Source organism: Streptomyces sp. NPDC033178 (assembly GCF_055577685.1).
Map to the genome: position 1 here is coordinate 577295 of NZ_JBVIPT010000002.1, position 14631 is coordinate 591925.

At 72.7% G+C, this 14631-nt stretch carries 10 protein-coding genes; 7 read left to right on the forward strand and 3 right to left on the reverse strand.

Going from position 1 to position 14631, the window contains the following annotated elements:
* Positions 1 to 49: 49 nt before the first annotated feature.
* The 3 genes from ACZ5VQ_RS06505 to ACZ5VQ_RS06515 form a co-directional block, all read right to left on the reverse strand.
* Positions 50 to 1174: a PadR family transcriptional regulator gene (locus tag ACZ5VQ_RS06505; protein ID WP_469103922.1), complete on the reverse strand. Its 1125-nt coding sequence runs from the start codon at positions 1172 to 1174 to the stop codon at positions 50 to 52.
* Between the two features lies 1 nt (position 1175).
* Positions 1176 to 2282 carry a DUF4097 family beta strand repeat-containing protein gene (locus tag ACZ5VQ_RS06510; RefSeq protein ID WP_469103923.1) on the reverse strand — a complete coding sequence of 369 codons (1107 nt, stop codon included), beginning with the start codon at positions 2280 to 2282 and terminating at the stop codon, positions 1176 to 1178.
* 421 nt (positions 2283 to 2703) lie between these two features.
* Positions 2704 to 2889 carry a DUF6104 family protein gene (locus ACZ5VQ_RS06515; protein ID WP_362086406.1) on the reverse strand — a complete coding sequence of 62 codons (186 nt, stop codon included), beginning with the start codon at positions 2887 to 2889 and terminating at the stop codon, positions 2704 to 2706.
* A gap of 214 nt (positions 2890 to 3103) precedes the next feature.
* Here ACZ5VQ_RS06515 and ACZ5VQ_RS06520 point away from each other — a divergent pair, with 214 nt between their 5' ends.
* The 7 genes from ACZ5VQ_RS06520 (at position 3104) to fxsT (ending at position 14603) form a co-directional block, all read left to right on the forward strand.
* Positions 3104 to 3514 carry a CU044_2847 family protein gene (locus ACZ5VQ_RS06520; protein ID WP_307521506.1) on the forward strand — a complete coding sequence of 137 codons (411 nt, stop codon included), beginning with the start codon at positions 3104 to 3106 and terminating at the stop codon, positions 3512 to 3514.
* On the forward strand, positions 3511 to 5580 hold the full coding sequence (locus ACZ5VQ_RS06525; protein WP_469103924.1) for a VMAP-C domain-containing protein: 2070 nt from the start codon (positions 3511 to 3513) through the stop codon (positions 5578 to 5580). Before ACZ5VQ_RS06520 ends, ACZ5VQ_RS06525 begins: the two co-directional genes overlap by 4 nt.
* 157 nt (positions 5581 to 5737) lie before the next feature.
* Positions 5738 to 6757, forward strand: coding sequence for an AAA family ATPase (locus tag ACZ5VQ_RS06530; protein ID WP_362086437.1), 1020 nt, complete (start codon positions 5738 to 5740; stop codon positions 6755 to 6757).
* Between the two features lie 5 nt (positions 6758 to 6762).
* On the forward strand, positions 6763 to 9879 hold the full coding sequence (locus ACZ5VQ_RS06535; protein WP_469103925.1) for an SAV_2336 N-terminal domain-related protein: 3117 nt from the start codon (positions 6763 to 6765) through the stop codon (positions 9877 to 9879).
* A gap of 144 nt (positions 9880 to 10023) precedes the next feature.
* On the forward strand, positions 10024 to 10218 hold the full coding sequence (locus ACZ5VQ_RS06540; RefSeq protein WP_200402114.1) for a hypothetical protein: 195 nt from the start codon (positions 10024 to 10026) through the stop codon (positions 10216 to 10218).
* Complete coding sequence (locus ACZ5VQ_RS06545; RefSeq protein ID WP_469103926.1) at positions 10215 to 11507, forward strand: aKG-HExxH-type peptide beta-hydroxylase; 1293 nt, start codon at positions 10215 to 10217, stop codon at positions 11505 to 11507. The genes ACZ5VQ_RS06540 and ACZ5VQ_RS06545 overlap by 4 nt, the downstream gene beginning before the upstream one ends.
* Positions 11508 to 11600: 93 nt before the next feature.
* Complete coding sequence (fxsT, locus tag ACZ5VQ_RS06550) at positions 11601 to 14603, forward strand: FxSxx-COOH system tetratricopeptide repeat protein (protein WP_469103927.1); 3003 nt, start codon at positions 11601 to 11603, stop codon at positions 14601 to 14603.
* Positions 14604 to 14631 lie beyond the last annotated feature (28 nt).

Consider the following 14631-nt stretch of genomic DNA (forward strand, 5'->3'; position numbering starts at 1 on the left):
CGGGGGCGCCCTGGAGTCGATGGGCGCCCCCGCCCCGGCAGGCCTCCTTTCAGCCCCTGGGCGTCCGCAGCGCCGCCCCTATGTGTGCCGCCGCCGTCGACAAGTGGCGTCGGGCGTCGCGCAGTTGCTCCTCTGTTACTCCGTGGTCGCGGGCCGCGTCGCGGATGTCGTCGCGGAAGCGGTCCAGGAGGCGGTCGAGATCGCGGGCGGGGTCGCCCGTGGAGTCCTCGTGGGCCCAGGAGGGTTCGTAACCGGCGGGGAAGTCCTCAGGGGTGACCGTGTAGTCGGGCTCCCTCGTCCCAGCACCTGCTCCTGCCCCTGCCCCAGGCCCAGCGCCTGCTCCCGTCCCCGCCCCCTTTCCTGTTCCCGGGCGGCCGAAGCCGAAGTCCTTCCCGAACTCCTTGCCGAAGTCCTTTCCGAACTCGCCGAATTCCTTGGCCAGTTCGGTGATGCCCTCGCGCACGCCCGTCGGCCAGTCGCCCCGGGTGAAGTGGTCCTGCACCTGGTCCTGGACGCGCTTGGCGATGCGCTGGAGCTCCTCCTGGGCCTGTGCCCGCGCCCGCTCCTGCGCCTCCTTGGCCTGGTGGCGTGCCCGCTGGGCATCCTCGCGGGCCCGCCGGCTCTCGTCCTTGGCGCGCCGGGCCTGCTCCTTCCACTCCTGTTTGACGCGGCGCATCTCCTCCTTCGCGACGCGCCACGCCTCCTTGTCGCCGTAGTCCGTGAAGTCCCCGTGGGCGCCCTCGTGTTCGGCGCGCTCCCCCTTGGCGCCTGCTCCCGTGGAACTCCGCCGTGCCTCGCTCGCCGCCGCCCGCATCTCCCGGCGCAGATCGCCTGCCGCGCCGCGCACATCGGCACGGATCTCCGCGGCGAGCTCGGCCACCGACTCGCGGATCTCCAGCTCCAGATCGACCAGTTCACCGCTGCGGTCGGCCAGCTCGGCCCGGCCCGCGTCCGTGATCGCGTACACCTTCCGGCCGCCCTCGGTGGTGTGGGTGACCAGGCCCTCGGCCTCCAGCTTGGACAGCCGGGGGTACACGGTGCCGGCCGACGGCGCGTACAGCCCCTGGAAGCGCTCCTCCAGGAGGCGGATCACCTCGTAACCGTGGCGCGGTGCCTCGTCCAGGAGCTTCAGCAGGTAGAGCCGCAGGCGGCCATGGGCAAAGACGGGAGCCATGTCAGAGCCCCTTCTCGTGGGTCGGGTCGTCGGTGACGCCGGCGTCGGAATGCCCGGCGGGGCCGGAGTCGGGGGCCGCGGCGGGCGTCGCGCCCGAAGTGGGGGTCTCGGCGGGGCCGTCCGTCGGTGAGGCGCCCGGTCCGGTGCTGACGTGAGTGCCGGGCACCGTGTCCTCGGGCACCGCGCTGTGCCCCTTGCCGTGCTCGGACCCGGCCCCAACAGGAACCGTGTCTTCCGGCTCATCCTCCCCGAAGTCCGTCCCCTTCTTGAAGTCCACTCCCTCGTCCCATGGTTCGTCCTCCGAAGGGGGCCGTCGCAGCAGGGCGATGGAGCCCGAGACGGTGGTCGCCTTCAACCGGCCGTTCCCCGCGCCCAGCCTGCCCGTGATCTTCTTGGCGCCCCACTGGCCGCCGACCCTGAGGTCCTCGAAGGCGCTGGAGACCGTGCCGCTCGCCGAGTCCACCTGGACCTCCGCGTCGGCCGGATGCGGCAGGCGGATCGCGATCTCGCCCGAGATGCTGGTCAGGCTGATGTCGCTCGGCCGCCCCGCCGGGTCGAGGTCGACGATCACGGAACCGCTGACCGACTCGACCCGCACGGAGGGGCTGGAGCCCTCGATGACGGTCAGGTCGCCGGAGACGGAGTTGAGCCGGAGGTCGCCGGTGAGGGCCTGCGCCTCCACGTTCCCCGACACCGTGTCCGCGCGCACCGGGCCGGAGAGTCCCACGAGTGTCGTGTCGCCGGAGATGCCCTTCACCACCGCGCGCCCGTCGACACCGGAGATCACGGCGGTGGCGCCGACCACGCCGACCTCGACGCGCGTACGTGACGGAACGGCCAGGGAGACCACCGCGCTGCGGCGCCAGCCCTTGCGGTCGAGCCACTTGAGGAAGCCCTTCCAGGGCAGGTCCTCATAGGCGACCGTGAGCGTGCCGTTCTCCTGCGTCACCACCAGAGGTGGTCCCTCTATCGAGGACACTTCGAGTCGGGTGGAACCCCCGTCGATCCCCACGACGTTCACCGTTCCATTGGCGATGCGCACATGGAGGGACGTCACCGGTTCGTCGAAGGTGAGCTTGTCGGGCTCTGTGACGGACCACTCGGACATGGTGCTGACCTCCTCGGCCGGGGCGGGACACGACACGCCATATCGCGTCTTCCAATAGACACGATATATCGCGGATCGGTGAAGTCAAGGCACTCGTGCGGGTGATCCGAGGTGCATTAGTCAGCACAAAAACCAATAATCCGGGCGCGTCTCGCCCACGCGGATGTCGCCCTGCCTTCCGCGCTGAACTCGACGTCGTCGAGAGGGGGGATCGCTCGGCCCCTGGCTGGAGCGTGTGCCGGCCGGCGGCGGCCGGATCGCGGCGGGGGCGCTCCCGGTGGCGCACAGGGCGCTCGGGTCGGCGTACGACCTCATGCGCCAGCGCGACTGCCCCGCGGCGGGCGCCGGAAGCGCCCGGGCCGAACCCCGAACAAGCTCGGCCCGAACCCCGAACAGGGCTTACTCCACCCCTGACCAGGCCCTACTCGTCGTCCTCGTCCTCGTCGTCCAGGCGGGCCAGCCAGGTGGCCAGTCGCTCGACTGGGACCTCGAAGTCCGGGTTGAGATCGACGAACGTACGCAGCTGCTCGGCGAGCCACTCGAAGGTGACCTCTTCCTGGCCGCGCCGCTTCTCCAGTTCCTCGATGCCGCGGTCGGTGAAGTACATGGGGTGTTCTCCTGCGTGCGTCCGTGTTCCGCTTCCGGTCACAGCCTATGTACTGCCCGCCGGATCCGGTCTCCGGGAGCCGTCACCGACAGGTGCCCCCGCATAGGTGCCCCTCGCACATGTCCCAGGTCGGGAGTTAGCCTTCTCCTTCCCTGCGGTAGGGGGAGCTTCACAGTTGGCAAAGGGAAACCGGCAGCGAACGGACGGGGGCGCCGTGGGTGGAGGGATCGAACGGATACGGCTCGACGACGGGACCGTCGTATGGGCGAGGGTCAGTGCGGCGGACGAGGCCGCGCTGGACGGGGACGGATATCAGGACACCGGGGTCGGGGACCGGATCGTCGACATGGCGGGCGGACTGGCCGACGCGGTAGGTGGCGTCGTGCGCTCCCTGCGCGCCGGTCTGGACACCCCGGCACCCGTCGAGGTGGCCGTGAGCTTCGGCATCGAACTGTCGGCGCAGGCAGGCAGGATCGTAGGAGCCATCGCGGGAGGCGGTGGCCAGGCTTCCCTTTCCGTGTCCCTGACCTGGACCGAGCCCGCGGGGCAGGCGGGCGCGGCGGGTGCGGGGCAGGGGGACGGCGGCGACGGGCAGCCCGGACCCTCGGCCTCCGGCACCGGATGAGCGCCCTTGAGGAAATGGTGCGCCCCTCGCTCGCGCGCATCGTGGCACCGGGCGACGGGTATGCACCGGACCGTGAGGAGTACTGGGGCAGCGGTTTCTTCATAGCACCCGGCTGGCTGCTGACCTGCGCCCATGTCGTGGGAAAGGGGGGAGCGGCCGTGTGGCGAAGTGGCAACGCCGTCGGCGTGACCTGGCAGGGGGGCAAGACCACCGGCGAGGTGGTGCTCGCCAAACCGCGGCCCGAGGAGCCCGAGGGGGCCCGCGGCAGCTGGCGGTTCCCGGACATCGCGCTTGTCAGGGTGCGGGGCGCGGACGACGCGCCGTGCGTCTGGCTGAGCGACCGGGCGCCGACCATCCCCGCTCCGGTCAGTCTGCACGGCTGGTCACGGCAGACCGGCGACCTCGGTATGCGGCACGGCATCGGAGAGGCGTCGGCCCTGGACGGCAAGGCGCTGCTCCTCACCGGCCAGACGCCGGTCGAGGGAGTCTCGGGCGGGCCCGTGGTCGACCTGCGGCACGGCGCCGTCATCGGCATGAACAAGGGGCGCGGCCGGCACGAGGGAGCCGCCGTCCCCATCACCGCGCTGCGCGAGCTGTACGACGTGCGGGGCGGCGAGATCCTGCACACCGTCATGGGGGAGCACGACCTCCACCACCTAGGCCGCTTCAACGACCCGGCGGCGGGCGCCGACTGGACCAGGGCCCAGGCCCGGCTACGCGGCCCCGGTGCCCACGGGCTCGACCCCGGCCTGCGCGTGCGTCTCTACGGCCACTTCGCCCAACTCCCGCCGCCCGGCGGCCCGGGCGAGGTCATGCACCTCGTCCACGAGGTCAAGTCCCGTGTGGTGCAGGAGGACTACCGCTCGCCCATCGAGCACGACCCGCGCACCTGGCGCGAGGGCGCCGGACTCCTGCACGGCCTGCGGGACCCGGGCGACCACGGCGGCAGACCCGAACTCGCCCTCGACGCCGTCCTGTTGTACGCGGCGAAGGTGGCCAGGCAGGCCGCCCTCGACCACCCCGCCGACGTGGACCGGGACCGGCTGCGCGCCTTCACCGCCTGGATCACCGAGCAGGCGACCCTCTCCGCACGGCAGGCCATCCGCGAGGACATCGACGCCCTCCTGGAGCGCCTGTCCGAGGAGACCCTCCAGACACCGACGACCGTCGCCACGGTCGCCCGGACACCGTCCCGGGCCAGGGCCGACGTCCTCGTCGACGTCGGGGAGCCCGTCTACGGAGAGCGGTATCCCCTGAGCGTCAAACTCCTCTACGACGGCCAGGACGTCACCCCGCTCTACAGCAACGACCACGGCGTGCACCGCGACGAACTGCACCGGTACCTGAGGGAGCCACTGGCGGAGGCCCTGCGCCTGGGCGACCGCGGCGAACACCTGGCCGCGGTCGAGGCCTTCCTGCCACGCCGGCTGTTCGACGTACCGCTGGACGACTGGCGACTGGGCCCCGATGACGGCTGGGACGACGCCGACCTCTTCGACGAACAGTCCATGCCGCTCGGGCTGCGCAGGGTCGTCGTCATCCGCGACCGCAGGCGAGGCACCCGGCCGCCCAGCCCCGAATGGCGCCGCAGATGGGCGGGCGTGGCGAACCGGCCGCTGTCCGCCGGGCCGCTGAGGGGTGAGGCGACGGCTCAGGGGCACCCGGAGACGGGACGCCCGGAGGGCAGGATGGCGGCGTACGGCCGGCTCTCGGGCATGGACGACGCGTGTGTTCCCGTCCACTGCGGCCCGGTCGGGAGCGGTCCCGGCTTCGACGCGATGGCGGCCGCGCTCGCCGCCGGGCACCCCCTGGTGCTGTGGCGCAGGGACGGCCACGACCACGACGAGTGCCGGGAGTTCCATCTGCAGGCCGGGCGGCTGCTGGGTCTGGCGGGCGGGGCCGAGGGTCTGCACCGGCAGGTGCGCGAGCTCAGGATCCGGGTGTCGGATCCCGACACGGCGGAGGGTCTCGTGGGCGACATCGCTGTACTGTTCGATCCGCCGGATCGTCCGCCACACGGAACGGAACCCATGCAACCGCCCCTCATGGCAGCCCCCGACACGTGAATCGACTCCCAACCCCCTTGCCTCGCACGGATGTTCGCTGACCGGATTCGATACCGGACGAACCGGAAGCTCGGCAGGCCCGGCGCACCGGCGGTAACGTCGTACATCGAACAGCCGGGACCCGCTGCATGATCACCAGAGCCGGGAGGAGCCCATGGTGAACGACTGGCGGATCTACCGCGGGGTGGGTCAGCCGCACGACGGTGTGCGGCAGTTACCCCCGCCGCCCCCTTGGCGGGACTTCGCGGCGGCACCCGACCGGCCCGAGTCCGGACCGGACGACCCGAGCAGCGCCCGCCGGCTCGGCGTACGGCGGCGCCTCGTGGAGAACTACGCGCCCCGGCCCGCCGAGGTCGACGCCGTCAACGCGGCCCTCTATCTGCGCCGCCCCCTCCTCGTCACCGGCAACCCGGGCACCGGCAAGTCCACCCTCGCCTACGCGGTGGCCCACGAGCTGGGCCTCGGCCGGGTCCTGCGCTGGCCCGTCGTCAGCCGCACCACACTCCAGGACGGCCTGTACCGCTACGACGCCATCGGCCGCCTCCAGGACGTCCAGCTGGAGCGGGCCCAGGGCGCCACCGCCGCACCCGCGGCCGCCCCGTCCGGCATCGGATCGTACGTACGACTCGGCCCCCTCGGTACCGCGCTGCTGCCCGCCGAGGTGCCCCGCGTGCTGCTGATCGACGAACTCGACAAGAGCGACCTCGACCTGCCCAACGACCTGCTGAACACGCTGGAGGAGGGCGAGTTCGCCGTCCCCGAGCTGGAGCGCGTGGCCGACCGCGAACCCGTCGTCGAGGTGCTCACCCACGACGGCCGCCGCGTGCCCGTGCACGGCGGACGCATCGCCTGCACCGCCTTCCCGCTCATCATCCTGACGTCCAACGGGGAGAGGGACTTCCCCGCTCCCCTCCTGCGGCGCTGCATCCAGCTGGAGCTCGAACCGCCCGGCGAGGAACAGCTCACCGCCATGGTCGAGGCACACCTCGGCGGCGAGAGCGTCGACCAGGGGCGCGATCTCATCGACCGGTTCCTCGACCGGGAGCCCGGCGAGGTCGTCGCCGCCGACCAACTGCTCAACGCCCTCTTCCTCACCCAGCACACCCCCCACGCGGAGCGCCTCACCCGCGAGCGGATCGCGGACCTGCTCATGCACCCACTCGACCGCTCGCGGTGAGCCGGATGCACGGGATGCATCTGGAGGACCTGATCGGCAGGCTGCGCCGGGGCGGCCTCGACCCCACCGCCGAAGAGGTGGCCGACGCCGTCTGGCTGTCCCGGTGGCTCGAACCGGCGCCGCCCCGCGCCGGGCAGGACCGCAGGCCGGCCGACCCGTCCGCCCCGCCGGAGAACGGGACGGGGCCGACGATCCGCTCACCGGCGGACCACACCCCCGGGACCGGCCAGGAACCCGGCGCGGACACCTCGCTCGGCGCCGTCCCCCTGCACACGGCGGGCGGCGGTGCCGGTCCAGCGACGGACGGCGCCCGGCAGGTCTTCCCGGTGCGCGCCCCGGCGGCCACCGCGCTGCCGGGCCTGCTGGGCCTCGAACAGGCGCTGCGCGCCCTTGGCCGCTACCGGGGGCCCGCCGCCCCGCCCCGGGACGGAGCGATCGACGAGGAGGCGACCGCCGACCACGCGGCCGCCAGCGGAGTCCTGGTGCCCGTCCGCCGCCCGGGCCGCCGCCGGCGCTGCGACATCCAGCTCCTCATGGACACCGGCCCCGCGATGGCCGTCTGGGGGCAACTGGTCGAGGAACTGCGCCAGGCCTGCCAGCAGTCCGGGGCCTTCGGCAGCGTCCGGGTCCACCATCTGTACGCGGGCGACGGCGGCATCCCGCTCATCGGCACCACCGCCGGGCCGAGCCACCACACCCGGCTGCGCTCGGCCGACGAGTTCCACGACCCCACGGGCCGCTGGCTCACCCTCGTGATCAGCGACTGCGTGGGCCCCCTGTGGCAGAACGGCAGCGCACAGCGGCTCCTGCACGGCTGGCCCCGCACCTCGCCGCTCGCCGTCGTCCAGCCGCTGCCGCCCCGGCTCTGGGGCCGCACCGCACTGCCCGCCGAACCGGGACTGCTGGTCAGGCAGGCGGAGACCGGCGGACGCACCGCCTTCCTGCCCGACGAGGAGCCCTGGGACGAACCGGCCGCCGGAGCCCGCCCCGTGCCGGTGCTCCAGCCGACCCCCGAGGCCTTCGAGGCCTTCTCCCGCCTCCTGTCCGGCACCGGCCCGACCAGCGAACGGGCCTGGGCCGCCTGGACCACCCCCGCCCCCGCCCCGGCGCAGAACGTGCCCGCAGGGCCCCCCGCCCCACGCGGCGACGACGAACTCCTGCGCGCCTTCCGCGCCGGCGCCTCGCCCGGCGCGGTCCGCCTGGCCGTGTACCTCGCCGCGGCTCCGCTCACCCTGCCCGTCATGCAACTCGTCCAGCGGGCCATGCTCCCGGACACCGGGCCCATGGAACTGGCCGAGGTCCTGCTGGGCGGCCTGCTCAGGCAACTGCCCGGCACCGAACGGCAGCCCTGCTTCGTCTACCCGGGGCGGGTCCAGGACCTGCTGCTCGGCTCACTCGACCAGGACACCGCCGGACTGGTCCTCAAGCACTGTTCCGCCTACGTGGAACGCCACTTCGGCAAGGGCACCCGCAACTTCGCCGCGTTCGCCGCCGCCCGCCTCGCCGACCACGCCACGACCGTCACCGCGACCGGCGTCACCGACGGCGAGGGACCCCAGGACGACCAGGGCGATGTCGAGGCCGAACTGTTCGCCCGCATCCCCGCCCGGGTCCTGCGCTTCTACCTCCCCGACCTGGAGACGCCCGTACCCCTCGCCGAGGCCGAGCGACTCCTCGGCCAGTGGCAGGCCCTGGCCGACCCGACCGTCCTGCGCCGCGCCAGGGAACAGGCCGAAGCAGCGGTACGCCAGGGCGGCACCGGCCTCCCCGACGCCGTACGCGCCCATGTGCTCCTCGGCCGGGTCCTGCGGGCGGAGGCCGGCACCGCGGCCGCGCGCACCGGCGACCGCCGCGCGGAACTCCTGAACGCCGCCGTCGCCGAGTTCACCCGCGCACACCGCACGGCACCGGCGGGCAGCCCCCACCGCAGCGAGGCCGCACTGGAACTCGCCGCGTCCCGGCACGAGTTGTGGCGCCTCACCGCGGACACCGCACACCTCACCGCCGCACTCGACGTCCTGTCCGACCCGGACGGCCCTTGGCCCGCACCGCTGCGCCGCGCGCGGCTGCTGCGCCGCGGACGACTGCTGCTCGACCTGGACCGGCCCGGCGAAGCCGTTCCCGAACTCCGCGAAGGATGCGCCCTGTTGGACAGCGAGGGCGCCCCCGACGCCGTACGCGGCCCGGCCCTGCTGGATCTCGCCCGCGCCCTGCACGCCGCAGGGACCGACGGATCCGAGGCCCACGACGCCCTCGTACGCGCCGAACGCGCCGCGGCCGACGATCCGGCCCTGCGCCTGTCCTGCCTGGCCGCCCGGGCCGCCTTCCACGACGCCGCGGGCGACCACCCGGCGGCCGACGAGGCGTACGAGACGGCCGCCATGCTCGCCCCGCCGGACAGCGTCCGGCGCTGCGAACTCCTCACCACCTGGGGCGAGTCACTGCTCCGGCGCGCCTCCCGGCCGGACGGCGCCGGCATCGTCGACCGGGCCGAGAACGTCCTGCGCGAGGCCCTCAAGGCCCTGCCCGCCCGGTCCGCCCAGCGCGGCAGACTCCAGGGGCTCATCGGGAGCGCGCTCGCACAACGGTTCCGGCATCTGGGCTTCCTGCCGGACCTGTACGAGAGCCGGCATCTGCTGGGGCAGGCGGTCCGGTCCGCCGCCGGCGACGGCGTACAGGCCGAGTCCTGGCTCCAGTTGGGGCGCGTGCGCCTGGAACTGTGGCACCGCTCCGCCGCGCCCGTCCTGGCCGACGCGCTCCAGGCGTACGAGGCCGCGGCGCGCGAGGCCCACCGGGTCCACGGCGACGACCCCGGCTCGGTGACGGCCGCCCGCGCGCTGCACGGCCGCGCCGCGGTCCTCGCCCTCATGGGACGCCCCGCCGCGGCCGGCGAGGCCTACCGGGCGGCCCGCGACCAGTGGCAGCGGCTCGTCGGAGTGCTCACCGAAGTCGACTGGGACGACGTCGAGTCGACCCGCGGAGCGGCGGAGGAACTCGCCGCGCGAACGGCTCCGCCGAGCGGGCGGCGGCCACTGCCGGACGACGAGTGGAGCCGCGCCTCGCCGCCCTGGTACCCCTGGTCCGAGAAGCGGCTCAACCACACGGAGCATGACCGGAGTTGATCGGTAAGGGTTTCTGATTCCCACGCGTCGGGAAGAACTGGGCAGCCGTTGCGGCCGTGCGGGGCGGGCGTCGGCAGGGAGGAGCCGAGGGTGGGGGAGCAGAGGAATCGGGCGGCCGACCCTGGCCGGAACACCGGACGGACGGTGGCCCTGCCCGACCTCACCGACGTCGACCTGCGGACATTGCGTGCCATGGATGATCCGGGGCTCATCGCGGCTGTCGATCAAGTACTGAAGAGCTCCCGCGAGTTCGGACAGGTCTGGTATGTGGGCGGCGAGGGCGAGAAGCATACGTTTCCGGTCACTGGCGCCTTGCCTGGCGAGGAAGACCGGGGATGACCCTGGCAGCCGTCCCCTTCGAGGTCTTCACGGAACTCGCGCGGACCCGGCCCCACCCTGCGGCCACCGCGGCACTGAGTGCCGTACTCCACGCGCGTCGCATGCTGCTTCTCAAATCCCTCCTCGTCCTGGTCGAACAGCGCCGGGCGGAGCTGGCGCCCGCGGTGCGTCGGAGCTTCGAGCGGGACTGGGTACTGCTGGAGCGGGCGGAGCGGACGGATCCCGCCGCCGTCCGTGACGTCGTCGACTACCCGATGACCGGCGCCTGGCTCACCGAGACGCTCGCCGCGCCCGAAGGCCCTGCCTTCGAGAGACATCTGGCGGACCTGGGCGGCGTGGCCGTCGCCGCCGCCGTTCGCGCGGGCTGCCAGATCGACGGCACGCTCACCCAGCCGTCGGGCACCTTGGTACTGCCCGGACTCGGCACGCTGTACTGCCCGTCGGGCAGCGTCCGGATGAGCGGCGGAGCAGGACTGGTACGCCTCACAGACGGCGCGGGCGCGAGCGATGTGGTGCTGACCCGCCCCCTGGCCCGGGCGGATCCCGGCACACGGCGTCCGGTCGGCAGCGGGACCGGCTGGGCCGCCCTGCGCACCCTGCCCGGCAGCACGGTCGTCCTCGACGACCTCAACCCCTACCGGGTGCCGCGGCGGGGGATCGGCCCCAAGGCCCTGCCGGCGGCCTGGCGCCCGCACTCCGCCCACCGGCTGTGGGCCCGGTCGTGGGGTGAGGCGCAGGCTCTCCTGTCGGCGACCGACGCCGGGCGCGGGGCGGAGACGGGCGTGGTGCTGCGCGCCGTGGTGCCGCTCATGCCGCTGGTGGGCGACGGAGGCACCACGATGAGCGCTACCCTCCGGTCCGCCCCGGGCGCCGTGCTGTCCCAACTGCCCGCCGACGGGAGGGAGCTGGCGGAGTCCCTGGTGCACGAGTCCCACCACACCAAACTGGCCGCCCTGCACGAGTTCGAGCCCCTGTACCGACCGGGCGGCGGCACCCTGCACCGCGTGGCGTGGCGGCCCGATCCGCGCCCTCTGTCGGGCGTGCTCCAAGGGGCGTACGCGCATCTGGCGCTCACCGACCTCTGGTGGCGGGCACGGGCCGGGCCGACCACTCCCGACGCCTGGCGGCGCAAGGCCACGCAGCAGTTCGAGACGTACCGGGAACAGGTCGGGGAAGCCTTGTCCATTCTCCTCGAATCCGATGAACTGACCTTTGCCGGAAGGGAGTTCGTCCAGGAGATGAGCAGGCACCACGAGAGTCTCGGCGTGGCGACCCGAAATCCTGGGTGACACTGGGTGCAAGATCAGTTGCGTCGTGTGCGGGCGGATGAGCGTTCGCATCCGGCGGGCAGGCGTGACGGACGTGGGAGCAGGGAGCGTGTGATGGCGGAACAACGGGGGACGGGCCGCGACAGTGCGGCGGCACCCGAGCATTTCCTCGTGGTCTTCCCCGGGTACCACCGTTCGTGGGCGGCATGGATCGCCCAGTGCCTGGAGCGGCACGGTCACCGCGCCACCCAGCAGCGCTGGGACCCGCCCCGCGAGGTCCCCCTGGAGGACTCGCTCGGCGACCTCCTGCTGTCCAGTGGGCGCGTACTGCTCGTTCTCAACGACTGGTTCTTCGAACTCGGTCCGCGCCCCGCGGGTGAGTGGAACGACGCCCTGCGCGGTTTCGTCGCCGCGCACGCCGACCGCTTCGCCGCCGTCAACCTCACCAACCGGCCGCTGCTGCCGGCCACCGCGGTCCTCGAACCGGCCAGTCTGTGGGGCCTCAGCGAGGAGGGGGCGGAGGAACGCCTGCTGAGCAGGCTCGGCCTGGAACGTCGCCGCACCCCGAGGGCACTCCCCACCAAACTCCGCTACCCCGAGACCCGCGCCGAGATCTGGGGCGAGATCCCGCGCCGCAACCCGAGGTTCACCGGCCGGGACGACCTGCTCACCGACCTCCACCAGCGTCTTTCCGATGCGGAGCGAGGCGCCGCCGCCTGCACCCTGCTCGGCATGTCCGGCATCGGCAAGACCCAGCTCGCCGCCGAGTACGCCCACCGTTTCAGCCCCGACTACGACATGGTGTGGTGGATCAACTCCGACGACCGCAACATCCAGCGCGACCGCTTCGGTGAACTCGCCGTGGAACTCGACCTGCGCAGCGGCAGCGAGCCGGGCGAGCGCATCCGAGCCGTGCGGGACGCCCTGCGTCGCGGGGACCCGCACTCCCGCTGGCTGCTGATCTTCGACGGCTGGGACGACACCGAGGGCATCGACGTACTGCTCCCGCAGGGCCCGGGACACGTCCTGGTCACCTCCCGCAACCGGGGCTGGAGCGAGCACACGGAGGTCCTGGAGATCCCCGCCTTCCTGCGCGCGGAGTCCACCGCCTATCTGATGCGCCGAGCCCCGCACATCACCGCGGACCAGGCCGACGAGGTCGCCGTCGAGTTCGGCGACGTACCCCTGCCGCTCGTCCAGGCCGCGTCCTGGCTCGGCGAGTCAGGAATGGAAGTCCCCGAATACCTGCGCATGGTGCGCGAGCGCAAACTCACGACCGTCGACGAACCCACCACGGGCGAGGGCTTCCCCCAGTCGTCCATGACGTCCTGGTCGATACTGCTCAACCGGCTCCGCCGCTCGCAGCCGCAGGCCATCGACGTCCTCAGCCTGAGTACGTCCTTCGCACCCGGACGTATCCCGCTCGGCCTCATCCGCGCCTATCCGCAGGCGGAACTCCCCGAGGAACTGCGGTGGATGTCCAGCGACCTGCCCGCGTGGACCCGGGCCCTGGACACGCTCGTCAACTACTCGGTGCTGACCCGTGAGACCCGCGGCCCCGCGGGCGCGGAGATGGGCCCGCATCAGGAGTCCGTGCACATGCACCGGCTCGTTCACGACATCGTCTCCAAGCTGACCAGCGAGGAGAGCCGCACCACCCACCGCAAGGCCGTCCGCAGCCTCCTGGCCGAGGCCGACCCCGGCAACCCCGTGGACAGCAGGAACTGGCCGCGATACGCCGAACTGCTCCCGCACCTGGAACCCTCCGGCGCGCTGGACAGCACCCGGTCACGCGTCCAGGGGGCGGTCCTGAACTGCCTGCGGTACTGCTTCCGCAGCGGGGAGTACAAGGGTGGTCTGGAACTCGCGCAGCAGATCCGTGACCGCTGGTCCCGGAACCTGGAGCCGCTGTCCCGGCCCATGCTCGACCTGACCACTCAGGAGAGCAACATCCTGCGGGCCAGCGGCCGGTTCCGGGACGCGTACGAACTCGACAAGGGCGTTCTGGAGAGGCTGCAGGCCGACTCGCAGCGCCACGAGCTCGGGGAACTGCGCACCAAGAGCGCCATGGCCAACAGCCTGCGTCACCTCGGGCGGTACGAGGAGGCACATGGTCTGCAGCGGGAGGTCCTCGACGGCAACGGCCGCCTGCTCGGTCCGAACGAGGCCGCCACCCTGATCGCCCGGCACAACCTCGGCGTCGGCCTGCGCCTCCTCGGCCGCTACGCGGAGGCGTACGAGCTGGACCTGGAGACGCTCTCGCTGCGGGAGAGCGTGCTGCGCGCCCGGCACATCAGCACGCTCAACTCTGGCAGCGCGGTCGTTCACGACCTGCGTCTCCTCGGGCGCTACCGCGACGCGCTGTCCCGCCAGGAGCCTGTCGTCCGGCTCCATGTGCAGGTGCTCGGCCCACTGCATCCGCAGACCCTGGAGGCACGCGTCCAGCTGGCCCTGTGCCGCCGTCGCGAAGGCGGTTACACACAGGACGTGGGGCCCTCCATGGCCAGTCTGCTGGAACAGCTGGTCCAGCTGCACGGCAGGGAGCATTACCGCACGCTGTCCTTCCTGACGAACTACGGCAACTTCCTGCGGGAGCACGGCGACCTGAGTCAGGCGCGCGATCTGATCGCGGAGGCGGAGGCCGGCTACCGAGCCCTCCTCGGCCCCGCACACCCTGTCGCGACCGGCATGCTCACGAACACCGGCCTCGTCATGCAGGCCGCCGGCGAACGCGCCGAGGCCATGTCGATGTTCGAGTCCGCGATGGCCGGTCTCACCGCCACGCTCGGCCCCGACCACCCCTGGGTGCTGGGCTGCGCGCTGAACGCCGCGAGCGCGCGCAACTTCAACGGGCGTATCTCCGACGCCGTCGAGCTGAGCCGCGACACTCTTCGCCGGGCCCGTCACTCGCTGGGGGAGGAGCACCCGCTCACGCTGTCCTGTCAGGTGGCGCTCTCCGCGGACCTGCGTGCGGCCCGGGAGCAGGAGGAGGCGGGGAAGCTGGAGGAGGACGGCCTTCTCTCCCTCACCCGCACCCTGGGCGCCCAGCACCCGCACACCATCTCGGCCCGCCAGCGCACCAGGCCCTACTGGGACTTCGAGGCCTACCTGGGCTAGACGGGACGTACGAATGGGGCCGGCCCCG

Bases quoted from the DNA above. Each gene is read 5' to 3' on its own strand.
- ACZ5VQ_RS06525 (WP_469103924.1), top strand. From the start codon at position 3,511: ATGAGCGCCCTTGAGGAAATGGTGCGCCCCTCGCTCGCGCGCATCGTG.
- fxsT (WP_469103927.1), top strand. From the start codon at position 11,601: ATGGCGGAACAACGGGGGACGGGCCGCGACAGTGCGGCGGCACCCGAG.
- ACZ5VQ_RS06535 (WP_469103925.1), top strand. From the start codon at position 6,763: ATGCACGGGATGCATCTGGAGGACCTGATCGGCAGGCTGCGCCGGGGC.
- ACZ5VQ_RS06545 (WP_469103926.1), top strand. From the start codon at position 10,215: ATGACCCTGGCAGCCGTCCCCTTCGAGGTCTTCACGGAACTCGCGCGG.
- ACZ5VQ_RS06515 (WP_362086406.1), bottom strand. From the start codon at position 2,889: ATGTACTTCACCGACCGCGGCATCGAGGAACTGGAGAAGCGGCGCGGC.
- ACZ5VQ_RS06505 (WP_469103922.1), bottom strand. From the start codon at position 1,174: ATGGCTCCCGTCTTTGCCCATGGCCGCCTGCGGCTCTACCTGCTGAAG.
- ACZ5VQ_RS06510 (WP_469103923.1), bottom strand. From the start codon at position 2,282: ATGTCCGAGTGGTCCGTCACAGAGCCCGACAAGCTCACCTTCGACGAA.